The sequence below is a fragment of the Bengtsoniella intestinalis genome, assembly GCF_039719005.1.
GTDB classification, from domain to species: domain Bacteria; phylum Bacillota; class Clostridia; order Oscillospirales; family Oscillospiraceae; genus Oscillibacter; species Oscillibacter intestinalis.
Map to the genome: position 1 here is coordinate 3,176,472 of NZ_CP133584.1, position 26,636 is coordinate 3,203,107.

General features: G+C 50.2%; 22 protein-coding genes. 20 read left to right on the forward strand and 2 right to left on the reverse strand.

What is annotated here, in order from left to right; translation table 11 throughout:
- The first annotated feature begins 38 nt into the window (after nucleotides 1-38).
- The 13 genes from ybeY (at nucleotide 39) to RFF05_RS15230 (ending at nucleotide 12,972) form a co-directional block, all read left to right on the forward strand.
- Nucleotides 39-560, forward strand: coding sequence for an rRNA maturation RNase YbeY (ybeY, locus tag RFF05_RS15170; RefSeq protein ID WP_409967870.1), 522 nt, complete (start codon nucleotides 39-41; stop codon nucleotides 558-560).
- Nucleotides 561-685: 125 nt separating this feature from the next.
- Nucleotides 686-985, forward strand: coding sequence for a hypothetical protein (locus RFF05_RS15175; RefSeq protein ID WP_409967871.1), 300 nt, complete (start codon nucleotides 686-688; stop codon nucleotides 983-985).
- A 104-nt stretch (nucleotides 986-1,089) separates the two neighbouring features.
- A complete protein-coding gene (locus RFF05_RS15180; RefSeq protein WP_409967872.1) occupies nucleotides 1,090-3,303 on the forward strand; it encodes an ATP-dependent RecD-like DNA helicase in 2,214 nt (737 codons plus the stop codon).
- Complete coding sequence (locus RFF05_RS15185) at nucleotides 3,300-3,962, forward strand: ComF family protein (RefSeq protein WP_409967873.1); 663 nt, start codon at nucleotides 3,300-3,302, stop codon at nucleotides 3,960-3,962. The genes RFF05_RS15180 and RFF05_RS15185 overlap by 4 nt, the downstream gene beginning before the upstream one ends.
- 814 nt (nucleotides 3,963-4,776) lie before the next feature.
- Nucleotides 4,777-5,802, forward strand: a complete 1,026-nt coding sequence (locus RFF05_RS15190; protein ID WP_409967874.1) for a rod shape-determining protein — start codon at nucleotides 4,777-4,779, stop codon at nucleotides 5,800-5,802.
- A 140-nt stretch (nucleotides 5,803-5,942) separates the two neighbouring features.
- Nucleotides 5,943-6,143 carry a 50S ribosomal protein L31 gene (gene rpmE, locus RFF05_RS15195; RefSeq protein WP_409967875.1) on the forward strand — a complete coding sequence of 67 codons (201 nt, stop codon included), beginning with the start codon at nucleotides 5,943-5,945 and terminating at the stop codon, nucleotides 6,141-6,143.
- 221 nt (nucleotides 6,144-6,364) lie between these two features.
- On the forward strand, nucleotides 6,365-7,642 hold the full coding sequence (gene hflX, locus RFF05_RS15200) for a GTPase HflX (protein WP_409967876.1): 1,278 nt from the start codon (nucleotides 6,365-6,367) through the stop codon (nucleotides 7,640-7,642).
- Nucleotides 7,643-8,363: 721 nt separating this feature from the next.
- Nucleotides 8,364-9,359, forward strand: coding sequence for an IS30 family transposase (locus RFF05_RS15205; protein ID WP_409967264.1), 996 nt, complete (start codon nucleotides 8,364-8,366; stop codon nucleotides 9,357-9,359).
- Between the two features lie 209 nt (nucleotides 9,360-9,568).
- A complete protein-coding gene (locus RFF05_RS15210; protein ID WP_409967877.1) occupies nucleotides 9,569-10,201 on the forward strand; it encodes a YigZ family protein in 633 nt (210 codons plus the stop codon).
- Nucleotides 10,202-10,222: 21 nt separating this feature from the next.
- Nucleotides 10,223-10,909, forward strand: coding sequence for a YczE/YyaS/YitT family protein (locus RFF05_RS15215; RefSeq protein WP_409967878.1), 687 nt, complete (start codon nucleotides 10,223-10,225; stop codon nucleotides 10,907-10,909).
- A complete protein-coding gene (gene rsmH, locus RFF05_RS15220; protein WP_409967879.1) occupies nucleotides 10,854-11,906 on the forward strand; it encodes a 16S rRNA (cytosine(1402)-N(4))-methyltransferase RsmH in 1,053 nt (350 codons plus the stop codon). Before RFF05_RS15215 ends, rsmH begins: the two co-directional genes overlap by 56 nt.
- Nucleotides 11,907-11,931: 25 nt before the next feature.
- Nucleotides 11,932-12,432: a GNAT family N-acetyltransferase gene (locus RFF05_RS15225; protein WP_409967880.1), complete on the forward strand. Its 501-nt coding sequence runs from the start codon at nucleotides 11,932-11,934 to the stop codon at nucleotides 12,430-12,432.
- Between the two features lie 12 nt (nucleotides 12,433-12,444).
- The gene (locus tag RFF05_RS15230; protein WP_409967881.1) at nucleotides 12,445-12,972 is read left to right on the forward strand and encodes a DJ-1/PfpI family protein; all 528 of its coding nucleotides are present in this window, start codon (nucleotides 12,445-12,447) and stop codon (nucleotides 12,970-12,972) included.
- 77 nt (nucleotides 12,973-13,049) lie between these two features.
- Here RFF05_RS15230 and mgtE read toward each other — a convergent pair whose 3' ends face one another.
- The gene (mgtE, locus tag RFF05_RS15235; RefSeq protein WP_409967882.1) at nucleotides 13,050-14,435 is read right to left on the reverse strand and encodes a magnesium transporter; all 1,386 of its coding nucleotides are present in this window, start codon (nucleotides 14,433-14,435) and stop codon (nucleotides 13,050-13,052) included.
- 234 nt (nucleotides 14,436-14,669) lie between these two features.
- Entirely contained in the window at nucleotides 14,670-15,944 is a 1,275-nt protein-coding gene (locus RFF05_RS15240) for a Na+/H+ antiporter NhaC family protein (protein WP_409967883.1), read from the reverse strand.
- Nucleotides 15,945-16,114: 170 nt separating this feature from the next.
- Between RFF05_RS15240 and RFF05_RS15245 the strand changes: the two genes are divergently transcribed.
- The 7 genes from RFF05_RS15245 (at nucleotide 16,115) to RFF05_RS15275 (ending at nucleotide 26,466) form a co-directional block, all read left to right on the forward strand.
- On the forward strand, nucleotides 16,115-16,795 hold the full coding sequence (locus RFF05_RS15245; protein ID WP_409967884.1) for a RadC family protein: 681 nt from the start codon (nucleotides 16,115-16,117) through the stop codon (nucleotides 16,793-16,795).
- Nucleotides 16,796-16,809: 14 nt separating this feature from the next.
- Nucleotides 16,810-18,771, forward strand: coding sequence for an excinuclease ABC subunit UvrB (uvrB, locus tag RFF05_RS15250; protein ID WP_409967885.1), 1,962 nt, complete (start codon nucleotides 16,810-16,812; stop codon nucleotides 18,769-18,771).
- 184 nt (nucleotides 18,772-18,955) lie between these two features.
- Nucleotides 18,956-19,831 carry a DMT family transporter gene (locus RFF05_RS15255; RefSeq protein ID WP_409967886.1) on the forward strand — a complete coding sequence of 292 codons (876 nt, stop codon included), beginning with the start codon at nucleotides 18,956-18,958 and terminating at the stop codon, nucleotides 19,829-19,831.
- A 3-nt stretch (nucleotides 19,832-19,834) separates the two neighbouring features.
- Nucleotides 19,835-20,332 (forward strand): Cys-tRNA(Pro) deacylase, encoded by a 498-nt coding sequence (gene ybaK, locus RFF05_RS15260; protein WP_409967887.1) that lies wholly within the window; start codon nucleotides 19,835-19,837, stop codon nucleotides 20,330-20,332.
- 509 nt (nucleotides 20,333-20,841) lie between these two features.
- Complete coding sequence (locus RFF05_RS15265; RefSeq protein WP_409967264.1) at nucleotides 20,842-21,837, forward strand: IS30 family transposase; 996 nt, start codon at nucleotides 20,842-20,844, stop codon at nucleotides 21,835-21,837.
- Between the two features lie 67 nt (nucleotides 21,838-21,904).
- The gene (gene uvrA / locus RFF05_RS15270) at nucleotides 21,905-24,730 is read left to right on the forward strand and encodes an excinuclease ABC subunit UvrA (protein WP_409967888.1); all 2,826 of its coding nucleotides are present in this window, start codon (nucleotides 21,905-21,907) and stop codon (nucleotides 24,728-24,730) included.
- A gap of 308 nt (nucleotides 24,731-25,038) precedes the next feature.
- Entirely contained in the window at nucleotides 25,039-26,466 is a 1,428-nt protein-coding gene (locus tag RFF05_RS15275; RefSeq protein ID WP_409967889.1) for a MerR family transcriptional regulator, read from the forward strand.
- Nucleotides 26,467-26,636 lie beyond the last annotated feature (170 nt).

Genomic DNA, 26,636 nt, shown 5'->3' on the forward strand with positions numbered 1-26,636 from the left:
GACCGTGGGGGCGGTGGGGTCAAGACCCCACCCTACGGATGTTTACACCCTACACCAATGAAATCGAGGGATTTACCATGAACCACCAAATCTTATTTGAATCCGATGTGACCATCTCTGACACGTTGGAAGCCCATATCAACACCGTTATCACCGCCACCTTGACGGCCCAAGGGTTGACGCTACCCTGTGAGGTCAGCGTGCTCATCACCGATGATGCTACCATTCATGAAATTAATTTGGAACAACGTGAAATTGACCGTCCCACCGATGTACTCAGCTTCCCCATGTTTGAACTTGAGGCTGGGGAATTGCCTGATGCGGAAGATGCCGACCCAGGCTCAGGGCTGATTCCCTTGGGTGATATGGTCATCTCCCTAGAGCGCACCACGGAGCAGGCAGCAGAGTTTGGTCACAGCGTGGAACGGGAGATTAGCTATTTAACCGTTCATTCTGTGCTCCATCTATTGGGCTATGACCACATGGACGAAGGAGCAGAAAAAGCGCTGATGCGTCAGCGTGAAGAAGCGGTGCTCACCACGTTGGGGATTGTGCGGTAAACGGGGGGACGGCGGGGGCAAGACCCCGCCCTACACAAAACTTACCGTAGGGCGGGGTCTTGACCCCGCCGTCCCCATACGCACCCTTCACCCTTCACCTTCATACACTGGTATGAGGTGATTTGATGGAGATTGTTCTCGATGGGATTGTGGCGTTTTTCTGTGCCATTGGCATTGCTACAGTGGTGTGGTGGCTGGCGGATTGGGTGCTGTATCACCCACCTTGCCCTATGCCCTATGTGCGTTTGGTGCTACAGGTGGAGGGCGCTGCCCCTACATTGCATCAGGATTTGCGTACCTTGTGGCGCTTGCGCAAACAGCTGCCCTATGCCACTATTGTGGTAGAAGACCACGGTCTAACCCCAGACGCACGGATGGAAGCAGAGGCCTTGTGCGCCTTACATAAGCTGACGGAAGTGGAATGAGGATGGAGACGGACAGCCGCAAGGGCTGTCCCTACCACCATCTCCGTAGGGACAGCCTTTGCGGCTGTCTGTGCGCATACCACATCACACAAAAGGAGACACCCATGGATACACTATGCACCTATGAAGGGGATGTACATAGCATCATCTTCCAAAATGCCGACAATGGTTATACGGTTTTGCGTTTGCTCACCGATGAGGCTGAAGTGGTCACATTGGTGGGCTGTATCCCGTGCGTGGCACCGGGGGAGCATTTGATTGCCAACGGCACCATGGAAACCCATCCTCAGCATGGGGAGCAGATGAAGGTGGTGGAATTGGAACGCCGTTTACCAGAGGAAGAGGATGAAATTTATGCCTATTTGGCCTCTGGGGTATGCAAAGGACTAGGCCCTGCCACTGCACGGCGGATTGTTGACCGCTTTGGGGTGGAATCGTTAGATGTGATTGAGCGTGAGCCTGAAAAATTACGGCTTTTAAAGGGATTTACCCCCAAAAAAGCACAAGACATTTCAAAAGCCTTCTGCCTGCAAATGGGATTGCGGCGGTTGATGGCCTTTTTGGCAACCTATCAGCTGTCGCCACTCCTTGCCATGGAATTGCGCCGTCGATACGGTGACAATGCGTTGGCTGTGGTGCAGGCAAACCCCTATCTTCTGAGCATGGAAGATTTGGGCGTGGCCTTCGCCTCGGCAGATGAAATGGCCATGGCCATGGGGATGGAAGAAGACAGTGCACACCGCATGGAGGCGGCGGTGCTGTTTGAATTGCGACATAATGAGCAAAATGGGCATAGTTTTTTGCCCAAGGACAAGCTCTTGCAGGCCACTTGTCAGTTGTTAAACTGCGACTTGCTCCCTGTGGAGCAGGCGCTAGAGCGGCTCATTGCCCAAGGGAGCATCCGCTGTGAGCAGGTGGCAAACGTGGAAGGGTGTTACCTGCGGCGGCTGTGGGAGGCAGAGGTGACGGCTTGCGCCCGTATGTTGGCGCTGGCGCAATCTGACGCGTATAAAAGCCCTCATGCAGAGCGTGCTCTGGAGAAAATTGAAGCCGAACAAGGCTTGACTTATGCACCCTTACAGCGTGAAGCAGTGCGCCTTGCCGCTCAAAAAGGGGTGGTGGTGCTGACAGGTGGCCCTGGTACGGGTAAAACCACTTCTGTCCGTGGGATTGTGGCGCTGTTTCAGTCTATGGGTCTGGATATGTTACTTTGTGCCCCCACTGGTCGTGCCGCCAAGCGGATGAGTGAACTGACGGGCATGGAAGCCCAAACCATCCACCGTATGTTGGGGATGAATTGGAACGAAGCCTTGCGCCAAACCACCTTTACCAAAAACGAGCAAGAGCCGTTGGAAGCCCATGCCGTCATTGTGGACGAGGTGTCCATGGTGGATTTGACTTTGTTTTCTGCCTTACTGCGTGCCTTGCGCCCCGGTACTCGATTGGTGCTAGTGGGTGACCATGACCAGTTGCCTTCTGTGGGGGCTGGCAATGTGTTGTCGGATTTAATCCGCAGTGGCAAAATTGACACGGTGGTGCTCCGTGAGGTGTTCCGCCAAGCAGAGCAGTCTGCCATCATTCGCAATGCTCACCAAGTTAACCTTGGAAATCCCCCAGATTTTGCGTCAAACCAAGGGGATTATTTTTTCCTCTGTCGTCGTGATGCCCAGCGTGCGGTGGATACGGTGGCAGAGCTGTGCCAAACCCGTTTGCCAGACAAAATGGGCATCCCCATGGATCAAATCCAAGTGCTCACCGCCACGCGCAAAGGCCCAACAGGCACCATTGCCTTAAACCGCACCTTGCAAGCCTTGCTGAATCCACCCCAAAAAGAGAAGCTAGAAAAGCATTGGGGGGAGCAGGTGTTCCGTGTGGGTGACCGTGTGATGCAAACCAAAAATAATTACGACGTCATCTGGGAAAAAGAAGATGGCACCGTGGGTACAGGCATGTTCAATGGTGACATTGGGAAGATTATTGATATGGATACAGGCGGTGAATGGGTGGAATTGCAATTTGACGACCGCACGGCTGTGTACACGGCTGACCTGCTGTCTCATTTGGATTTGGCCTATGCCCAAACGGTGCACAAAGCCCAAGGTAGCGAATATCGAGCTGTGGTGCTGGTGGCCATGCCAGCGGCACAAAGTTTGCTGGTGCGTGGGGTGCTCTATACGGCGCTGACCCGTGCCAGAGAGTTGCTTGTGGTGGTGGGAGACGATGTAGTCTTGCGTGCCATGGCGGCCAATGAGCGCCGTCAACGGCGGTATTCTGGTCTGCGTTGGCGCTTAGCCCACGGGGAGGATGAGACCACATGAGGAAGTTGACGCTGTTGTGGACAGCCATGGTCGATTGGCTGTTTCCGCCCAAATGCCCCTTTTGTCAACAGGTGCAAGAGGCGCAAGGCGTTTGCCCAGTGTGCCAAAAAACCTTGCCATGGGAGCCACAGCCCTTGCAAACCATGGGGAAGTTATCTTGTGCATCGGCGTTGCGGTATGAGGGCTTGGTGCGTGAGAGCGTCCACCGTTTGAAGTTTCGTGGGGCGCGATATTTGGCAAAGCCTATGGGTGCGTTGATGGCGCAAACGGTAGTTGAGAGCTATCCCGATGGGTTTGATGTGGTGAGCTGGGCGCCTGTTAGCAATAAGCGTCGCCGTCACCGTGGGTATGACCAAGGGCAACTATTGGCAAAAGAGATGTGTGCCCTGTGGGATGTAGTGCCTCAAAAATTGCTCCAGAAACACACCCATACCCCAGCCCAGTCAGGGATTACAGACAGTGCCGCCCGTCGTGGTAATGTGCTGGGGGTGTATGGGCTGTGTAAGGATATTAATGTGGCAGGCAAGCGGATTTTGTTGGTGGACGACGTGGCCACTACAGGCAGCACGTTGCAAGAGTGTGCCCGTGTGTTAGAAGAGGCAGGTGCCAAGCAGGTGCTGTGCATCACGCTGGCTAAGACACATAAAAGGGGTGGATGATTTTGTCCCACCCCATTGTAGGGGCACCCATTGGGCATCCGTTCCCCACCTCTTTGTTGGATTTTGCCCCTACGGGGCGGTCTGCTACCGCAGGGGTCACCTGCCGGTGGGGCATTCTTTTTGTATCGACAAAAAGAATCAAAAAACGATTTTTTCACAACGACTGCGGTCGAGTGAAAAAAGGGGCTTTTTACGGGGGTTCATCGCTGGAGTGCCTCGCTCTTTTGACCGGCACCGAGTGGCCTGATTTGTCTCGAAGTATTCTTTCGGGCTTCGCCCTGTGGGGGAGATGCGGTTGATATGGTGCTATTTCTTGGGGGTGCCTCGGTTGTGGGTATGGGTAGGTGTTGTGGCGCTGAGCGCCACCACCGTCATCCATCCCCCAACGCCACCGCACCAACCGACGTCCACAATCTTAGGCACCTCACACGCGTGTTCCCATGTCATCGTACGAACACTGTGTGGCAGCAAACAGCGTTGGTTCGCGCATCCCACACGATAAGCCGAACGGATGTGGGCCAGATGCCCCGATAGCACCGCACCCACTCACACGCACCATCCGTATACAATGGGAGCACGTGAGATAGATTTTTTGTTTCTTTTGTATCTCTACAAACAAAAGCCCCCACGGAGTGGGAAAAGAGTTTGCAACAAAACAATGCAACCACAACTGGAAAAATTCATAAAAAATATCCTTGCAATCAAGAAAAAAACTCGTTATAATATAAGATGAATTCTTATGAGATTGAAATCACGCTATCTGGCGTATACTATATTAGAATTAGAAACAGAAAGTGCAAAGAGGTGGAACACTATGGCCATGACAAAAGACATCGGCATCGACTTGGGGACTGCATCTGTATTGGTGTATGTAAAGGGCAAGGGGATTGTCCTGAACGAGCCATCGGTGGTGGCATTGGATAAAAATACTGGCAAATTATTAGAAGCTGGCGCACAAGCACAAGCCATGTTGGGGCGTACGCCTGGTAACATTGTGGCCATTCGTCCCTTGCGTGAAGGGGTTATCTCCGACTATGACATGACCGAACGGATGCTCCGTGAGTTTATTCGCAAAGTCTCTGGTTTCTCTTTGTTTAAGCCACGTGTCATCATCTGTGTGCCCTCTGGCATCACCGAAGTTGAAGAACGTGCCGTCATCGACGCAGGCATCCAAGCTGGCGCCCGTAAAGTCTTTTTGATTGAAGAACCTGTGGCAGCCGCCATTGGCGCTGGCATCGACATCACCCAACCTGATGGACACATGGTGGTGGACATCGGCGGTGGTACTGCTGATATCGCCGTCATTTCTTTGAGCGGCGTGGTAGAATCTGCTTCTATCAAAATTGCTGGCGACCAACTCAACGAAGCTGTGGTGAAATATATGCGCCGTAAGCACAACTTGTTGGTGGGTGAACGGACAGCGGAAGACATGAAAAAGAGAATCGGTTGCGTATTCCCCAAAGAAGAAGATGAATCTATGGACGTGAAGGGTCGTTGCTTGCTGACAGGTCTGCCCCGTGTGGTGTCTGTGTCCTCCAGCGAAATGATGACCGCCTTTGAAGAACCTGTTGACCGCATCATGGAAACCATCCACTCTGTGCTGGAACGCACCCCACCAGAACTGGTGGCCGATATCTCCACCAATGGCATTGTCATGACAGGCGGTGGGTCTTTGGTGTCTGGGTTTGACAAGTTGATTACCTCTCGCACGGGCATCCACACCATGATTGCCGAAGATGCGCAATCCTGTGTGGCGCTGGGCACCGGTAAGAGCCTAGATTCTCTCAACCATATGCAAGACGGCACCATGAACCTGTCTCGCCGTCGTCAAATGAACTGATATCAAGGGTGAAACCAAAGGATTGAAATATTTTTTCGGAAAAAACGAAAAAAGTTCTTGCAATTTGGAAATGCTTGTGGTAGAATAATTAAGCTATGTTAGCAAGTAGATAATTAACAAGAAAGAGGTGAACAAAAGCGATGAAGGAAGGTATCCATCCTAATTACCAACAAACCACAATTACTTGTGCTTGCGGTAACGTGATTGAGACTGCATCTACCAAGAAGGACATCAAGGTGGAAGTTTGCTCTAAGTGTCACCCCTTCTTTACTGGTAAGCAAAAGCTGGTCGATACTGGCGGACGCGTGGCCAAGTTCAATAAGAAGTTTGGCTTAAAGTAATATTGGGAAACATCACGATAAAAGGTCTGTTGCACACCGCAACAGACCTTTTTTATGTTTACATTTTGGGTGAAAGTTAGTATAATAGTAGGGATAGAGAATAGAAATGGGCGACCACAGGTCGTCCCTACATCGGTTCTCGTGATGTATAAATATAAAAGTGTAGGGGCGAGGCGTGGTCGCCAGTCAGTGATGGACAATTTATAATAAAAGGAAACAATATGGAACAAACTGAAAAAATTAGAGACAGGGTGGTTCTGGTAGGGCTCAATTCCCCTGTGCTCAAAGAAGAAGAAAATGCCGACGAAGGCAGTATGGAAGAATTGTCTGCCTTGGTGGAAACCGCTGGCGGTGAAGTGACAGGCTTTGTGCTGCAAAACCGCTATAGCCCCGACCCACGCACCTTCATCGGTCAAGGCAAGGTGGAAGAAGTGAGGGCGTATTGCGAAAATACGGAAGCCACTATGGTGATTTTCGACAACGATTTATCCCCCTCTCAAATGCGGGTGTTGACCCGTGAGTTGGGCGTGCAGGTGTTAGATCGCTGTGGGCTGATTTTGGATATTTTTGCCCAACGTGCCAAAACCAAGGAAGGTCGTTTGCAAGTAGAGTTGGCACAGTATCGCTATTTGTTGCCACGACTCATTGGTATGTGGACCCACTTGGAGCGGCAAGCTGGCACCTCTGGCAAAGGCCCCATTGGGTCAAAAGGCCCTGGTGAAACCCAGTTGGAAACTGACCGCCGTCACATTCACCGCAAAATTGACAAGCTCCGTGATGACTTGGAAGAAGTGCGTCGTGTCCGCCAAACCCAGCGTCAACAGCGCCAGAAAAATGAAATCCCTGTGGTGGCCATTGTGGGCTATACCAACGCTGGCAAGTCCACGTTGCTCAACTGTCTCACCGACGCTGGCATCCCTGCCAACAACCGTCTCTTTGATACCTTGGACACTACCAGTCGGCTCCTCACTGTGTCTGACACTTTGGATGTGGTGCTCTCTGACACGGTTGGTTTTATCCGCAAGCTGCCCCACCAATTGGTGGAGGCCTTTAAGGCCACGCTGGAAGAATTGGAATATGCGGATTTGCTGTTGCACGTCATCGATGTGTCTAACCCTGATTGGGAATTGCAAGCCCAAGTGGTGGATGCGCTGATTGAAGAATTGGGAGCCAACAACCTGCCACGGATTGAAGTGTTTAATAAGTGCGACTGCTTCACAGGGGAAATTTTGCCCCACGGAGAGAACATTGTCTCCGTGTCTGCATGGACAGGGGAGGGCATGGACAGGTTGCTCTCTCGCATTGGTAAGGAGCTGGATAAGGGCTCGTTCCATGTGTTGGTGAAGCTACCCTATGATAAGGGCGGTCTGTTGGATATGCTCTACCGTGAAGCCAAGGTGGAGTCGGTGGATTATAGCGAAACCATCGATGTGACGGCTGTTTGCAGTGAAAAGATTTTGGGACAGGTGTCCCAATGGGTAAGTATGATTCAGGATTGAGTTTTTGCCCCTACGGGGCGGTCTGCTGCCGCAGGGGCATTCTTTTTGTATCGACAAAAAGAACCAAAAAACGATTTTTTCACGGCGACTGCGGTCGAGTGAAAAAAGGGGCTTTTACGGGGGTTCATCGCTGGGGTGCTTTGGTTTTTTGAACGGCACCGAGTGGCCTGATTTGACTCTGCATGACCTTTTGGGCTTCGCCCTGTAAGGGGGAGACGATTGATATGGTGCGATTTCTTTGGGGTGCCTCGGTTGTGGGTGTGGGTAGGTGCTGTGGCGTTGGGTAACACGGGCGACCGCAGGTCGCCCCTACAAGGAACACCATTGCATATAAACCAAGCTGACCGCAGGTCAGCGCCCACCCAACGCCACCGCACCAACCGACATCCACCATGTAAGGCACCTTCCATGCGTGGTACAATCTGCCCGTACGAGTCATGTGCGGCAGCAATCAGCGTTGGTTCGCGCATCTCACATGAAAAGCCGAACGGGTGTGACAAACCCACCCGTTAGCACCGCACCCACTCATACGCACAATCCGTATACAATGGGAGCACGTGAGACAGATGACCACAAGTGGTCATCTGCCACGTGCAAGATTTTTGGTTACTTTGCATCTGGCGAATATACACTGTAAGTGCAACAGTAAAAAAATAAATGACTCATTGAGAAAAATCATGTATCATGGTGTTAGCGGACAACATGAAAGGAGATTCTCTCAATGAATCATTATCAACATCTTAACATAGAAGAAAGAGAAAATCTATTATTATTTTTGTATGAAAAGAAAAGTTTGCGTTTTATAGCCCAAGCGATGGGGCGAAATGTATCTACAATTTCTCGAGAAGTAAAACGAAATAGAAATCAAAATACAAAAGAGTATTCGGCGGTAAAAGCTGAGCAAAAATATCATGTACGACGAAAAAAATGTCGCCGCCACGCGAAGCTAGACAACCCAATTGTATATAAGAAAATCAAAGAGTTATTCATTGAGAAACAGTGGTCGCCAGAAGAAATTCAAAACCGTTTATTCTTTGAAAATTCACCAATTCAAATCAGCTATACCACAATTTACAGGGCTATTTATGCTGGGAAATATGACACATTACAAGAGAAGAGATCGAAAGGAAATAAGGGCGCAAAACGGCATCTTCGACACAAAGGAAAGCCGAGAGGGCAAAAACCAAGAGGAAAAGTGGTGATTTCAAACCATTTAGACCAACGTCCAGATGCGGCCAACAAGCGAGAACGACTGGGTGATTTCGAAGCAGATACTGTAGCTGGCAAAAAAGGCGGTGCCTGCTTGTTAACGTTGAATGACCGATTATCACGAATTGTGTTCATAGCCAAATGTCAGAGAAAAATTGCTGCTGAGGTGGCAGAAAATATGATTGCTATTTTCTCTAAGCTGCCACCAGAAATGCGCCATACCATCACGCCAGACCGAGGCGTGGAGTTTACAGACCACGCCGATGTGACAGCAGCGCTAGGCATGGAGTTTTACTTTCCAAAACCGCATGCCCCGTGGGAGCGTGGAACCAACGAAAATAGCAACGGCCTCATTCGAGAATACATTCCCAAGCGCAGCGACATTGCACCATTATCCGATGCATTTATTCAAGATGTCGCCTACAAACTAAACACGAGACCCCGCAAATGCCTTGGTTGGAAAACTCCTCTCGAAGTCTTTTATAACAAAGTGTTGCACTTGACTTGACAATTCGCCCTTTACAAAAGAAAGCCCCTGCGGCAGCAGCCCCCACGGAGTGGGAAAAGTTTATCAAAAGACAACTCCCACAGGGTAAAGTAAATTGCGATTGATTTCCACGGGCGGCTAATAGCGCGCCCCTACAAGGGAGTGGGAAAAAGAAAGCCCCTGCGGCAGCAGCCCCCACGGAGTGGGAAAACCAACACAGGAGAACCACTATGACTGATTATCGGATGCCATGGCAAAATGCTGAATCTGAATTTGTGGAAAAACGTTCACGCTTTATCTCTAAAGTGTGGAAGGTGTCCTCGGAAGAAGAAGCCAAGGCCATCATTGCCCAGCGGAAAAAAGAATACTACGACGCGCGGCATAACTGCTGGTGCTATCTCATCAACGATGGGGGTATTGTCCGTTACAGCGACGATGGCGAGCCACAGGGCACGGCAGGTCAGCCTATGCTGGGCGTGTTTCAAAAGCAGGATATCACCAACGTGTGCTGTGTGGTGACGCGGTATTTTGGCGGCATTTTGCTAGGGGCTGGCGGTTTGACCCGCGCCTATAGCAAAGGGGCGGCAGAGGCCATGCTGGAAGCTGGCATCTGTGAGATGAAACTGTGGTCTGTTTGGCTACTGGCTTGCCCCTATGGGCTGTTTGAACGGGTGAAGCTAGAGGTTTCTAACTGCGGTGGCGTGGTGCGCCAAGCGGACTATGGCGCGAATATTACCATGGAAATTGGCTTTCCCAAAGATGGGGAAGAAGCCTTTGTGAAAAGATTAAAAGAGCTGTCGGCAGGGCAGCTGACCATGGAAGCCATGGGAGATGATTTCCTGCCCGTAAAATTAGAAGGATAACAAGGATATTAAAATAGCAGTATGAACAAGCAAGAGAAATTGGCTCGCCTGTGTATGGCGATTTTAGGTGTATTGGTCGGTGGGATTAGCGTAGGCTTTTTCCGTGTGGCAATGTTTGGGTCTGATCCATTCCAATGCTTTGTGGCAGGGGTGGACAGTGCGGTGTGGCTCAGTTTTGGCACCGTGTATATGTTGATGAATATGGTGCTCTTTGGCGTCATGTTTTTCTTTGGCAAGCGCTATATTGGCATTGCCACTTTTATCAATTTGTTTTTATTAGGCTACGTGGTGGAATGGTCGGAAGCCGCCATTTTATCGGTGGTGGGTGATCCCACGGTGGTCATCCGCAGTGGGTGTTTACTCATTGGCGTGGTGGTGCTGTGTTTTGCCTCGGCTGTGTATTTCACTGCCGACTTGGGGGTCTCCACCTATGATGCTGTGGCGTTGATGCTGGCTGAGCGAAGTAAAATACCCTTTCAAGTATGTCGGGTGGGCACGGATTTAATTTGTGTTGCCATCGGCTTGGGGATGGGAACGGTCATCGGTGTGGGCACATTGGTCACAGCCTTTTTCATGGGACCGCTGATTGGCGTGTTCCGCAAACAAGTCACAGAGCCGTTTTTGGCACAATACCAAAAGGAGGACAATACCCATGGACGAACAAACACCCCACAAGCGTCGGGTACGTTACAGCGGAACCCATCCTAAGCGGTTTCAAGAGAAATACAAAGAGCTAAACCCAGAAAAATATGGGGATGACGTCCAACGGATCATCGCCAAGGGCAACACCCCTGCTGGGATGCACATTTCCATTATGGTGGAAGAAATCTTAGGGGTTTTGAATATTCAAAGTGGCGAAAAAGGCTTGGATGCCACCTTGGGTTATGGGGGTCACACCACGGCCATGCTGGAAAAACTCCAAGGCAAAGGCCATGTCTACGGTCTCGATATTGACCCCATTGAAATCGTAAAAACCACAGAGCGGCTCCGTGGCAAAGGTTTTGGGGAAGAACTGTTCACCCCTGTTCACACCAATTTTGCCAATTTGGCCACCGTGGCACAAGACCATGGCACCATGGACTTTCTACTGGCAGATTTGGGGGTGTCGTCTATGCAGATTGATAATCCCGAACGTGGCTTTTCCTTTAAGCGAGAAGGTAAGCTTGACTTGCGATTAAACCCTGAACAAGGGATTTCCGCGGCAGAGCGCCTTGCCAGTGTGTCGATGGAAGAGCTAGAGGGGATGTTCGTGGAAAATGCCGACGAACCATTGGCTTATCCCATTGCCAAGGCAGTGGTGAAAAGTCGTGACCGTCATCCCGTCCAAACCACCACGGATTTGAAGAAAATTGTGGAAAGTGTAGTGGCAAAGGACAAGAGTATCAATGCTTCGCAACGGGAATTGGTGGTGAAAAAAACTTGCCAGCGTGTGTTCCAAGCCTTGCGTATTGACGTGAACCAAGAGTATGAGGTGCTCCACAGCTTTTTGGAAGCATTGCCAGAGGCTATGTCCAGCGGTGGGCGCATCGCTATTTTAACCTTCCATTCTGGGGAGGATCGACTGGTGAAAAAAGCCTTTAAAGCTGGCTTGCAAGCCGGTGTTTATAAAGAAATTGCCCAAGATGTGGTGCGTCCCACTGCGGCAGAATGTGGGCGAAATCCCCGTGCCACCTCTACCAAATTGCGGTGGGCGATTAAAGAATAAAATTTTTTGATGGGAGAGACACACTATGCTACAGCTCGTGAAAATTCAACCCCAGCAAGCGCAAATTGCCATGGACATCATTGAAGATGCCCGAGCCTATTTGAAGGCAACAGGTATCAACCAATGGCAAGCAGGCTATCCCGATTTCCCCCAAATCACCAAGGACATTCAAGGTGACAACGCCTATTTCATCACCGAAGAGAACGTGATTTTGGGCTATGTGTACGTAGATTTTGCGCCCCATCCTGCCTATGAGGGCATTGAGGGGCAATGGGGTGACGGGGTGTACGGTGTGATTCACCGTTTGACCATGGGACACGCTGGTCGTGGGCGCGGTTTGACCCCCCAAGTGTTTGCTTTGGTGGAAGGAAAATTAAAAGAGGGTGGCATTGAAATTGCCCGTGTGGATGCCTTGGAAGACAACGAAACACTGATTCATGTGCTACAGAAAAACGGTTTTGTCCACCGTGGTCAGCTCCACACTGCCAACGGCATACGGATGGCATGGGACAAGGCGTTGGTGTAAAGGAGAGCGGATATGGTATATGTATTTTTAACCACAGGTTTTGAATTGGTGGAAGCCATGGCACCAGTGGACGTGATGCGCCGTGCTGGCATGGACGTGACCACTGTGTCCATCACTGGGGATTTGCAGGTGGAAAGCGCCTCTAAGGTGACAGTGAGGGCTGAGATGTTGGTGGAAGACTGTGATTTTGATGGCGAGATGCTGTTGCTTCCCGGCGGTGCTGGCACCAAGGGATATTTGCAGTGTCAACTCTTGTTAGATGCCGTGGTTGCACAGTACAAGGCAGGCAAATGGATTGCCGCCATCTGCGCCGCACCTAGCATTTTGGCAAACATTGGCATCCATGTCAAATCCACTGTCTATCCCACCATGGCAGAGGAAATCGTCGATTACACCACGGCTCCAGTCTGGGTGGATGGCAACGTCATCACCGCCAATGCGGTGGGGAGCGCCATGGATTTTGCCTTGGAAGTGGTGGCACAAGTGAAAGACAAAGCCACCGCCCAAGCAGTGGCAGAGAAGATGTATTATACGTGGTAAAACCGAATAGGTGAAGAACTAAAATCGGGCGACCTGCGGTCGCCCGATTTTAGTTCTTCACTCTTAGTTTTTAGTTTTTATATCCCCAAGGCCATGGAGGCGATTTGGAAGTAAATCAGCAGGGAAATGGCATCCACCATGGTGGACAGCAAGGGCGCCGCCATGACGGCAGGGTCAAAGCCCAATTTTTTTGCCAACAGTGGCAATGTGGAGCCCACCAACTTGGCAAATAGCACGGTGCAAATCATGGCAAGGCAAATCACCAACGCCACCTGCATGGTGATGTCGTCGTTGCCTAGAATCCATTTGTCTAGCACCAATAGCTTGATGAAGTTTGCCGCACCCACAAAGGCACCACAGCCAATGGCTACACGGCTTTCTTTCCACACAATATCCCATATATCAGAAAAATCAATTTCATCTAGGGAGATACCGCGGATGATGGTCACCGAGGCTTGGGTGCCGCAGTTACCGCCAGTGCCCATCAGCATGGGAATATAGATGGTGAGCACGGTGCAGGCCGCCAAGGCATCTTCAAAGGTGGAGATAATCTGGCTGGTAAAGGTGGAGGAAATCATCAAAATCAACAGCCATGGGGTACGGGCTTTCACCGTTTCCCAAATGCTGGATTTCAGATAAGGCTTATCGGTGGGGGAGATGGCTGCCATGATTTCCATATCTTCGGTGACTTCTTCTTGCAAAACGTCGATGGCGTCGTCAACGGTGACAATGCCCACCAAGCGGTGCTCGGTGTCCACCACAGGGAGCGCCAGAAAGTCGTATTTTGCCAAGGCACGGGCGGTAGCTTCTTGGTCGTCTAGCGTGGAGGCAGACAGGGGGTTGCTGTTCATGATGTCACCGATGATTTCATCTGGCTTGGCCAATAGCAATTGGCGAATGGTGACAATGCCCATCAGGCGGCGGCGCACATCGATGACGTAGCCGATGTTGATGGTTTCTTTGTCTGGGCCAGTGAGACGGATGCGACGGAAGGCGTCACTGACGGTCATGTCTGATTTTAAATCCACAAATTCCGTGGTCATAATACTGCCAGTGGAATCCTCGGGATATTTTAATAATTCGTTGATACTGCGGCGCATTTGAGGGTCAGAGTGTTGCAAAATACGCTTGACCACGCTGGCTGGCATCTCTTCCATAATGTCCACCGTGTCATCGACGTACATTTCGTCGAGAATGTCTTTGAGTTCGGCGTTGGAAAAGCCTTGAATCAGCAGTTCTTGTTGGTCAGAGTCTAGCTCAACAAATACCTCTGCGGCGTCTTCCTTGCCTAGCAAGCGAAACACCAAAGGCACTTGTTCCATAGACAAATCTTCCATCAAAATAGCCACGTCTGGGGCTTCTAAAGTGGCCAGCAGTGCACGAAGCTGGGCGAACTGTTTTCGTGTTAAAAACTCCTCAATGGCTTCTAACATATCGATGCGCTCTTGTTCTACTTCAAACATAGGCTCAGCTCCTTTCTAGGGTTTTGGCGGATTTTCGTTCATTAAATAGTGTAAGCCTAAAAGGTCAATCTGTCAAGGGAAAAGGCTGTAAAGTTTATGGGAAATCGGGGAGGAAGGTAATAAAAAATGTAGGGAATGGTCTTGACCATTCCGTCCTCCCCGTTGATGGTGCTTGTGGGGGCGGAACGGTCAAGACCGTTCCCTACAAATAGGTTGAGATATTGCCTTAGTCGTTTACGCTTTTTCCTTCCCAAACCCAATGAAGCACAGGGCAGAGATGGCCATCAGCATGGGGTAGAACAAATAGGGGATGACTTCAATGGGGCTGATGGCGGCCAGAGAAGCGGCGGTGAGCACTTGGGCACCGTAGGGGATGATCCCTTGACCCACGGCGGCAAAGATATCTAGTAGGGATGCAGAGCGTTTGGGAGAAATGTCAAATTCCTCGCTGATTTCCTTCACCACAGGGCCAGCAATGACAATGGCCACGGTGTTGTTGGCGGTGGCCACGTCGGTGGCAAGGGAGATGACGCCAATGCCTAGCTCTGCGCCTTTTTTAGATTTCACGCTAGACTTGATGGCGGCGATGACATAGTCTACGCCACCGTTTTCCTTAATCAAAGCAAACACAGCGCCCACAATGATGGAAATGATGGTGATTTCAAACATCCCTTCCATGCCGGAGCCGATGACGCCAAACATATCCAGCACACCAAAGTCACCGTAGAACAGGCCTACGCAGATGGAAAACACAGTGCCAAGGCTGAGCACGATGAATACGTTGATGCCCATTAAAGCGGTAATCAGCACCAGAGCATAGGGGAGAATGCGGACGATGTCATAGGACAGGTCGCCGTCTACCACGTAGCTGGTGTTAAAGGTCAGTGCTAGGAAAATGCCCAATGTAATCACAGCGGCAGGCAATACAATTTTAAAGTTTTCTTTGAACTTGTCGTTCATTTCACACCCTTGGGTGCGGGTGGCGGCGATGGTGGTGTCAGAAATCATGGATAGGTTGTCGCCAAACATGGCACCGCAGACCACAGCGCCCACGCACAGCGCCATGGGAATGCCGGCTTTATCGCTGATGCCCACGGCAATGGGGGTCAAGGCCACCACGGTACCCACGCTGGTGCCCATGGATAGGGAAATGAGACAGCCGATGATGAAAATACCCACCACAGCCACGTTGGTTGGCAAAATACTCAGACCAAAGTTGACGGCACTGGTGGCACCGCCTGCAGCAGACACAGACCCAGAGAAGGCCCCAGCCAGCAAGAACACCAAGCACATAATCATGATGTTTTCATTGCCAGCGCCCTTGGCGGCTAGGCTTAATTTTTCATTGAGGCTGAGCTTGCCGTTTTGGAAAAACGCCACGACCAAGGCAATCAAAAAGCCAACAGGGGCAGGCATGAGATAAAAGTCATTGGTGATGACACCGAAGCCGATGAACAGGATTAGAAACACAAAAATGGGCAACCATGCAGAAATACTACCTTTTTTCATAAAATACCTCTTTTTTCTAATTTTTTTATTGCTAGTATTGAGTATATCATAGGGAGAAATGGATTGCAAATTTTTTTCCATACCTCTATACAAAATTGAAGAAAACTTGTATACTTAACAATGTATGTAAACAATAGCCATTGGGTATGAAATAATGAGAAGGAGACAAAATGAGAGTACACGACGGACATCGAGAGAAAATGCGAGAGCGGTTTCGCAGTGGCGGTATCGACCATTTTGCTGACCATGAGGTGTTGGAGCTGATGCTGTATTATGCCATTCCGCGGATTAACACCAATGAAATAGCCCATCGCCTCATTGACCGTTATGGCACCTTGGCAGATGTGTTAGAGGCGCCTGTAGAGGATTTGGAGCAGGTGGAAGGCATTGGTCGTGGTGCGGCAACCTTTTTGCATTTGGTGCCATCGGTGGTGCGCAAGGCAAAAATGGATCAATCCAGCCGCGAGTTAGCCATGACCAGCACCGAGGCGGCAGGGACCTATCTTTTGGAATGCTTCGCCATCGAAAAAGTAGAAGTGATTTATATGCTCTGCATCGACCGCAAGGGCAAGCTGATTGCTTGTAAGCGATTGGGAGACGGGGGCATGAAATCTGTGGATATCAACGTGCGTAAGTTGATGGAGTATGCCTTGCTGACAGGTGCAACAGGGGTGATTTTATCTCATAACCATCCCAGCGGTGTGGCTTTGCCGTCTGAGGATGACTATATCGCCACAGCCATGGTTTACAATGCCCTTGACACCATTGGTGTGACGCTGATGGATCATATCATCGTGGCTGACGGGGACTTTGTGTCCATGGCTGACTCTGGATATTTAAGAGATTTGTAAAAAGGAGAATGACAATGGCTGGGTTTCAAGTGGTAAGTGAATATGAACCTTCTGGCGACCAGCCACAGGCCATCAATGCCCTTGCCAAGGGCATTGATTACGGTTTGGCGGAGCAGGTGTTGTTAGGGGTCACAGGTTCAGGCAAAACCTTCACCATGGCTAAGGTCATCGAGCAAGTCCAGCGGCCGACCTTGGTGCTGGCACACAATAAGATTTTGGCGGCGCAACTGTGCGCTGAGTTCAAAGAGTTTTTCCCCAACAATGCGGTGGAATATTTCGTCTCTTACTATGATTATTATCAGCCTGAGGCCTATATCCCCCACACCGATACCTACATTGCCAAAGATGCGTCCACCAACGATGAAATCGACCGTTTGCGCCTCAGTGCCACTTGCGCTTTGCTAGAGCGTCGCGATGTGATTGTGGTGGCGTCGGTGTCCTGCATTTACGGCCTTGGTGAGCCAGATGATTTTGCCAATTTGGTGGTGTCTTTGCGGACAGGTGCCATTTGGAATCGTGAGGAATTGTTGCGCCGACTCATCGACATTCGCTATGAGCGCAACGACATTGCCTTTGCCCGTAATATGGTGCGCGTCCGTGGAGACACGGTGGAGATTTATCCTGCCTACTATAAAGATAAGGCCATCCGTGTGGAGCTCTTCGGGGATGAAATTGACAGAATCAGTGAAATTCACCCCTTAACAGGCACGGTGAACCGCATTTTAAACCATGTGGCCATCTATCCTGCCTCTCATTATGTCACCACCCAAGATAAAATGGACAAGGCGGTAGTGGACATTGAGCAAGAGTTGGAGCGACAGGTGGCGCAATTCACCCAAGAAGAGAAGTTGGTGGAAGCCCAGCGCATTCGCCAGCGGACAGAATATGACATTGAAATGATGCGTGAATTGGGCTATTGTACGGGTATTGAAAACTATTCCCGTGTCATTGCCCAGCGGCCTATAGGGTCTGCGCCCATGACATTGATTGACTTTTTCCCTGATGATTTTTTGCTGATGGTGGACGAAAGCCATGTGACGCTCCCCCAAGTCCGTGCCATGTACAACGGTGACCGCGCGCGGAAGGAATCTTTGGTGACCCACGGCTTCCGCTTGCCCTGTGCCTATGATAACCGCCCTTTGCAGTTCCCAGAATTTCAGCAAAAAATCAACCAAGCCATTTACGTTTCTGCCACCCCAGCCCCCTTTGAACGAGAGCGAGCAGGACAGGTTGTGGAGCAGGTTATCCGCCCCACGGGACTTCTTGACCCTGTGGTGTTGGTGCGCCCTGTGGAGGGGCAGATTGATGATTTGATGGACGAAATCAAAATCCGAGCCGACCGTAACGAGCGGACGCTGGTTACCACCCTGACCAAGAAAATGGCAGAGGATTTGACTGCCTTTTTGCGCAACCATCAAATCCGTGTGCGATATATGCACTCCGACATCGACACTCTGGAGCGGATGGAAATCATCCGTGATTTGCGCCTTGGGGAATTTGACGTACTGGTGGGGATTAACCTGCTGCGTGAAGGCTTAGACTTGCCAGAAGTGTCTCTGGTGGCGGTGCTAGACGCGGATAAGGAAGGCTTTTTGCGCAGTGAAACCTCACTGGTGCAAACCATTGGCCGTGCTGCCCGTAATGCCGACGGTGTGGTGATTTTATACGGTGACAAGGTGACGCGGTCTATGTCGTTGGCCATGGAGGAAACAGCACGTCGCCGTCAAATTCAGCAAGAATATAACGAAAAACATGGCATTGTGCCAAAAACCATTATCAAAAGCGTGCGTGATGTGCTGGAAATTTCCAAACCTGATAAGCAGGTCTCTGGGAAAGCCAAAAAGCTCACCGACACAGAGCGTGCCGATGAAATTGCACGCCTAGAAGCCCAAATGTTGGCCGCCAGCAAGATGCTAGAGTTTGAATATGCGGCTGTGTTACGCGACCAAATTATCGCATTAAAAGCTAAGAACTAAAAGTGAATAGTGAAAAACTATCCGTTGCGACGGGGATGGAACGAGGGCGATTCTACGCACCAACCTCTGTAGGGCGGGGGCTTGCCCCCGCCGTTCCCCCAATGATGCACCATTTTGTAGGGGACGGCGTCCTCGACGTCCCGTTCCCCCAATACCGCAACACCCATCAACAAAGGAGAATCCCATGAAACCCAACGCAAAATCCTTACCCACCTTTGCCATTTTAGCCGCCGCCATTTGTTGGGGGGTCATTGGCCTGTGGAGTTTACAACTTCTATCCGCTGGCCTGAGCCCCTATTCCATCGTTGCCGTGCGCAATTGTGGTGGCTTGGTGTTACTGTTGGCGATTTTCGCCATCAAAGATCCCAGTGTGTTTAAAATCGACCCAAAAGATATCAAGTACTTTTTCGGCACAGGCATTGTCAGTGTGTTGCTGTTCACCGTGTGTTATTTTTCTTGCCAACAAATGGTATCGCTATCGGTGGCGGCTATTTTGCTTTATACCGCGCCGTCTATCGTGGTGGTGATGTCGGCTATTTTGTGGAAAGAGCCAATTACAAAGGCGAAACTTGCGGCATTGGTGTTGACGTTTTTCGGCGCTTGCTGTGTCTCAGGTGTCTTTGCTGGAGAATTGGTGGCACCGCTGATGGGGATATTGCTAGGCTTAGGCGCAGGCTTTTTCTACGCCATGTATAGCATTTTTGGACGCTATGCTCTGGAAAAATATCCACCCATGACCGTCACCGTCTGGACGTTTATTTTCTGTGGCACAGGGGCGCTGTTGATTGCAAACCCCACAGAACTTGTGAGCGTGTTGAGCCAAGGGTATAACTGGGCGCTGGCTTTGGGCTTGGTGGTGATTTCCACGGTGGCACCTTACATATTATATACCTACGGTCTGTCTTACACAGAGGCTGGCAAAGCGTCTATCATGGCCAGTTTGGAACCTGTCACCGCCTGTGTCATTGGGGTGGCGGTGTTTGGCGAGACCATGGATTTGTTATCATTGCTAGGGATTGTAGCCGTGCTGGCTGGTGTATATTTGTTAAAGGACGGGTAAGCCATGAAAGAACAAAAAGAGCAAAAAACCAATGTTATGCGGATTTTGGAGCAGGCCAATATTGCCTACACCCCGTATTTTTACGACGAAACCACGGTGCCATCGGGTAAAAGCGACTACGGTGTCCACGTGGCAGAATTGCTAGGCTTAGACCCTGAAGCCAGCTTTAAAACCTTGGTGGCGCAAGGGGCTTCCAAAAATTATTATGTATACGAAGTGCCTGTTGGTGACAGCTTAGATTTAAAAAAAGCGGCCAAAGCCGTGGGCGAAAAATCCATTGACTTGCTACCCATGGCAAAATTACAAGCCGTCACTGGGTACATCCGTGGGGGCTGTAGCCCTGTGGGTATGAAAAAACAATTTGTGACCGTGCTTCATGAAACGGCACAGCTTTACGATGTGATTGATATTTCTGCTGGGAAAATTGGAGCTTCGGTGGAAGTGAATCCTGCGGATTTGATGGGGTTAATCGGTGGGATTTATGCGGATATCGTGGTTTGATTTTGTCCCTACGGGGCGGTCACCTGCCGGTGGGGCATTCTTTTTTTGTCGAAAAAAAGAATCAAAAAACGATTTTTTCACGGCGACTGCGGTCGAGTGAAAAAAGGAGATTTTACGGGGGTCCATCGCTGGGATGCTATGGTTGTTTGACCGGCACGGGCTGGCCTGATTTGTCTCGAAGTATCCTGCCGGGCTTCGCCCTGTAGGGGAGAGACGGTGAGATGGTGCGGTTTCTTTGGGGTGCCTAGGGTGTGTGTAGGGTAAAAATTGGTGGCGCTGGGCGCCACCACAACCCAGCGCCACCGCACCCACTCATACCCACCATCCGTATAAAATGGGAGTACGTGAGACAGATGACCACGCGTGGTCATCTGCCACGTGCAAGATTTTTTATTTCTTTTGTATCTGGCGAATATACACTGTAAGTGCAACAGTAAAAAAATAAATGACTCATTGAGAAAAATCATGTATCATGGTGTTAGCGGACAACATGAAAGGAGATTCTCTCAATGAATCATTATCAACATCTTAACATAGAAGAAAGAGAAAATCTATTATTATTTTTGTATGAAAAGAAAAGTTTGCGTTTTATAGCCCAAGCGATGGGGCGAAATGTATCTACAATTTCTCGAGAAGTAAAACGAAATAGAAATCAAAATACAAAAGAGTATTCGGCGGTAAAAGCTGAGCAAAAATATCATGTACGACGAAAAAAATGTCGCCGCCACGCGAAGCTAGACAACCCAATTGTATATAAGAAAATCAAAGAGTTATTCATTGAGAAACAGTGGTCGCCAGAAGAAATTCAAAACCGTTTATTCTTTGAAAATTCACCAATTCAAATCAGCTATACCACAATTTACAGGGCTATTTATGCTGGGAAATATGACACATTACAAGAGAAGAGATCGAAAGGAAATAAGGGCGCAAAACGGCATCTTCGACACAAAGGAAAGCCGAGAGGGCAAAAACCAAGAGGAAAAGTGGTGATTTCAAACCATTTAGACCAACGTCCAGATGCGGCCAACAAGCGAGAACGACTGGGTGATTTCGAAGCAGATACTGTAGCTGGCAAAAAAGGCGGTGCCTGCTTGTTAACGTTGAATGACCGATTATCACGAATTGTGTTCATAGCCAAATGTCAGAGAAAAATTGCTGCTGAGGTGGCAGAAAATATGATTGCTATTTTCTCTAAGCTGCCACCAGAAATGCGCCATACCATCACGCCAGACCGAGGCGTGGAGTTTACAGACCACGCCGATGTGACAGCAGCGCTAGGCATGGAGTTTTACTTTCCAAAACCGCATGCCCCGTGGGAGCGTGGAACCAACGAAAATAGCAACGGCCTCATTCGAGAATACATTCCCAAGCGCAGCGACATTGCACCATTATCCGATGCATTTATTCAAGATGTCGCCTACAAACTAAACACGAGACCCCGCAAATGCCTTGGTTGGAAAACTCCTCTCGAAGTCTTTTATAACAAAGTGTTGCACTTGACTTGACAATTCGCCCTTTACAAAAGAAAGCCCCCACGGCAGTGGAAAACAACAAAAGGAGAACATTGATAAAATGCAAGAAAACATCATCGTCAAAGGCGCCCGTGTGCACAATTTGAAAAATATTTCCCTCACCCTGCCACGGGACAAACTGGTGGTGGTGACAGGGGTGTCGGGCAGTGGCAAGTCGTCTCTGGCCTTTGACACCATTTATGCCGAAGGGCAACGGCGGTATGTGGAGAGTTTAAGCTCCTATGCCCGTATGTTTTTAGGCCAAATGGAAAAGCCAGACGTGGACAGCATTGACGGCTTGTCCCCTGCCATCTCCATCGACCAGAAAACCACCAGCAAAAACCCACGCTCCACCGTGGGCACGGTGACAGAAATCTACGATTATCTGCGCCTTCTGTGGGCCAGAGTGGGCACCCCACATTGCCCTAGCTGTGGGAAGGAAATCTTCCAACAGACCATCGACCAAATCATCGACCAAGTGCTCTCCCTAGAAGAAGGCACTCGCATTCAAGTGATGGCGCCTGTGATTCGTGGCAAAAAAGGGGAGCACGCCAAAATCTTAGACGATGCACGGAAATCTGGCTACGTCCGTGTCCGCGTGGATGGTTTGGTGTATGATTTGTCGGAAGAGATTAAACTGGAGAAAAACAAAAAGCACTCCATTGACCTAGTCATTGACCGCCTTGTCATCCGCCCCGATATTCATCAGCGCCTCACCGACAGTGTGGAAACCGCCAGTGCCCAAAGTGGGGGTATTGTGGTGATTAATCTGTTGCGAGAGGAGCAGGATTTAACCTTTTCTCAAAACTATGCCTGCGAAGATTGTGGCATTTCTATGGAGGAATTGACCCCACGGATGTTTTCGTTCAACAACCCCTTTGGGGCTTGTCCCACCTGCACAGGGCTTGGTTCTCAACTGGTGGTTGACCCACTTTTGTTGGTAGAGGACGAGACAAAATCCATCTTAGATGGTGCCATTTCTGCCTCTGGGTGGAATTCTATCCGTTCTGATGGGGTGGGGCGGATGTATTTTGAAGCTCTGTCGAAAAAGTACAACTTTTCTCTGAAAGACCCTTGGAATACTTTGTCGGAGGAAGCCAAAGAGATTATTTTTTACGGCACAAAAGGGGAAAAGTTGGAGCTGAAATACGACCAACCCCGTGGCAAAGGGGTGCTGTACCAAGCCTTTGAAGGCATTTGCAACAACCTCCAACGGCGGTATCAAGAAACCCAAAGTGACAGCACCAAAAAGGAATTGGAACAGGTGATGCGCCAGTCCCCTTGCCCCACTTGTCATGGGCAACGTCTGCGCAAAGAATCCTTGGCGGTCACCGTGGGTGGCAGTAATATCCACGACTTCACCACCAAAAGCGTGGTGGATTGTCTGGGGTGGATTGACGCATTGGAATTGACAGCGCAACAGCTGTTGATTGCGGAGCGGATTTTAAAGGAAATTCGGGAGCGATTGGGCTTTTTGCAATCGGTGGGCTTGGGGTATTTGACCTTGAGCCGTAGCGCTGGCACCCTGTCTGGGGGTGAAAGCCAACGCATTCGCTTGGCCACCCAAATTGGTTCTTCTCTGGTGGGTGTACTCTATATTTTAGACGAACCCTCCATTGGCTTGCACCAACGAGACAATGATAAACTCTTAGGCACCTTGCGCCACCTCCGTGACATCGGCAACACCTTAATCGTGGTGGAACACGACGAAGACACCATGCGTGCCGCCGACTATCTGGTGGACATTGGCCCCAGTGCTGGGATTCACGGCGGTGAAGTCATTGCCGCTGGTACCCCCCAAGAGGTGATGGCGGTGGAGCATTCTATCACAGGGCAATACCTGTCTGGTCGCCGTCAAATCCCTGTGCCACAAAGTCGTCGCACAGGCAATGGCAACTGTTTGCAGGTGATCGGTGCCACGGAAAACAACTTGAAATCTGTGGATGCCACCTTCCCATTGGGGCTGTTCACCGTGGTGACTGGGGTGTCTGGGAGCGGTAAATCCTCTTTGGTCAATGAGGTGCTGTTCAAGCGTTTGGGCAGTCAATTAAACCGCATGAAGGTTCATGCTGGCAAGTGTAAAGAGATTTTGGGCTTGGAGCATTTGGACAAAGTGGTGGACATTGACCAAAGCCCCATTGGGCGCACGCCACGGTCAAACCCTGCCACCTATACAGGGGTGTTTAACGACATTCGCGACCTTTTTGCCGCCACACAGGAGGCAAAAAGCCGTGGCTACAACGCTGGGCGGTTTAGCTTCAACGTCCGTGGTGGGCGGTGCGAAGCCTGCTCTGGGGACGGTGTGTTGAAAATTGAAATGCACTTCCTGCCTGATATTTTTGTGCCTTGCGAAGTGTGTAAAGGGTTGCGGTATAACCGTGAAACCTTGGAAGTGAAGTACAAAGGCAAAAACATCGCCCAAGTGTTGGAGATGACCGTGGATGAAGCCACTGACTTTTTCTCCGCCATTCCCAGAATCCATGGCAAATTGCAAACCTTGCAAGATGTGGGCTTGGGCTATGTGAAATTAGGCCAACCGTCTACCGAACTCTCTGGTGGCGAAGCCCAACGGGTGAAGCTGGCCACCGAGCTATCCAAGCGTGCCACAGGGCGGACGATTTATATTTTGGACGAACCCACCACAGGCTTGCACACCCACGATGTGGGCAAATTGCTAGAAGTGCTCCAACGGTTGGTGGACTCTGGCAATACAGTTGTGGTCATTGAGCATAATTTGGATGTGGTGAAGTCCGCTGACCATCTCATTGACCTAGGCCCAGAAGGGGGCGACGGCGGTGGCACCATCGTCTGCGTGGGGACGCCTGAAGAGGTGGCGGAGTGTGAAGCCAGCCACACTGGGTACTATTTAAAGAAGATTTTAGGCTGATTTACAGTTTTCTATCATGGTAGGGGCATTCATGTGGTGCTCCTACCATGTTTTTTTGAGCAAATTGTGATAAAACGCTTGACTGTAAACCCACTTGATGGTGTATGATGGTGGAAATAGGGGATGGGTGGAGCCCATGGGGACGGGGCGTCGAGGACGCTGCCCCCTACGAAATTGGTTGTAGGGTGTGCGTCGTACGCACACCGTTCCCTCATCACCAAAGAATGTAGGGGAGGGGTTCCATCCCCTCCTGTCCTCCGTGAGACAACACACAATCCACCCCACCCCAAAGAAAGAAGGGCGCCATCATGCAAATTAAAGAGGTAGAGCTCCAATCTGGCATGACCAGAGCCAACATTCGATTTTACGAATCCCAAGGACTGCTCAATCCACAGCGTGGGGACAACGGCTATCGGATGTACAGTCAAAACGATATAGAAACCCTACAGCGGATTAAGCTACTGCGTACGTTGCGTGTATCGCTAGAGGACATCAAAGCCATCCACATGGGAGATTTGGTGCTGGAAACGGTGCTCCAAACCCACATGGAACGGCTATCCATAGAGCGTCAAGCGCTTGCCCAAGCCCAAAGGGTGTGCCAAAAACTCCAAGACGACCATGTGTGTTATCAAACCTTAGACGCAGGATACTACTTAAACTTGCTGGAAAATCCCACCCAAGAAAACCCACTGGAAGGGGACACCCTTCCCCACATTTTCGCCCCATGGCGGCGGCTTTTCGCCCGTGGGCTAGATATGTCGGTGTATGGGTGGGTCATTACCATGGTGGCGATTTTGGTGTTTGGGTTGAATTTAGCCAACACAGGCACAGGGTGGAGCATTCTTAAAACGGTGCTCAGTGTAGGGGCGATGTTCGCCATAGAACCACTGCTGCTAAAATACTGGGGCACCACCCTTGGCAAATGGGTGTTGGGCTTGTCTGTCACCCATGAAGAGGGTGGCAGGCTCACATGGCAACAAGGGTGGAACCGCTTGATTGGCGTGAGTACATACGGGCAAGGCTGGTACATTCCTCTTGTGGATTGGTGGCGCAATTACGCCAGCTATCGCACTTATGAGCGTGGAGAGTCACTGCCATGGGAAGAGGATTCTTGCCTTGTGGTCAAGCCATGGGACGCTCGCCGTGTGCTAGGTTATTTGGCCATCACAGGTGCCATGTTTGGTATGACCTTTTTGGCGGCTTCTACTGTGGGTGTGTCCGGTGGCGACGGCAACATGACCGTGGCAGAGTTTGCAGAAAACTACAATGAAATGTGCGCCTATTACGATGCCAGTGGCTACACCATGGATGAATTTGGTGTGCTACAAAAAGACCCTGTTCCCAGCAATGGAGTGGTCATTGATTGGGGTGTCAGCGACGTAGTGCCAGTGTTTACCTTTGAAGAGGAAGATGGCTATTTGACCAAAGTGGGCTTTGAGGCCGTTGTGGATCATGACATGATTGTTAGGGGCTATGTAGACGCTAGAATTTTGGCCATGCTGGCCTTTGTGGGCCCACAAAAAGGGGGCACCTTCCTCAATGGGGACATCAATGACGCCATGGAACGACTGGCAGAAAACCCCTTTGACCGTGTGGATGAATTTACCCTTCGTGGGGTCACCATCCGCTCTGAAGTGGACTACGAAGGCTATAACCTGATGGACAATAACCAACTCTGGGCAGATGTGGACGCAGAGCAGCAATGGTGTAACATGGCCTTTACCATGGTAAAATGAGAAACCTATCATGGGATTTCGTATGAAGTTACGAAATCCCATGATTTTTTTTGTGCAGTTTCCACGTTACATCGAAAAAATCTCTGGAAATTACAAAATGAGTGTGTTATACTAAAAATAACTGTCGCGGTACGTCATTTTGGCGTGGCACGATGTGAAATAGATACCAT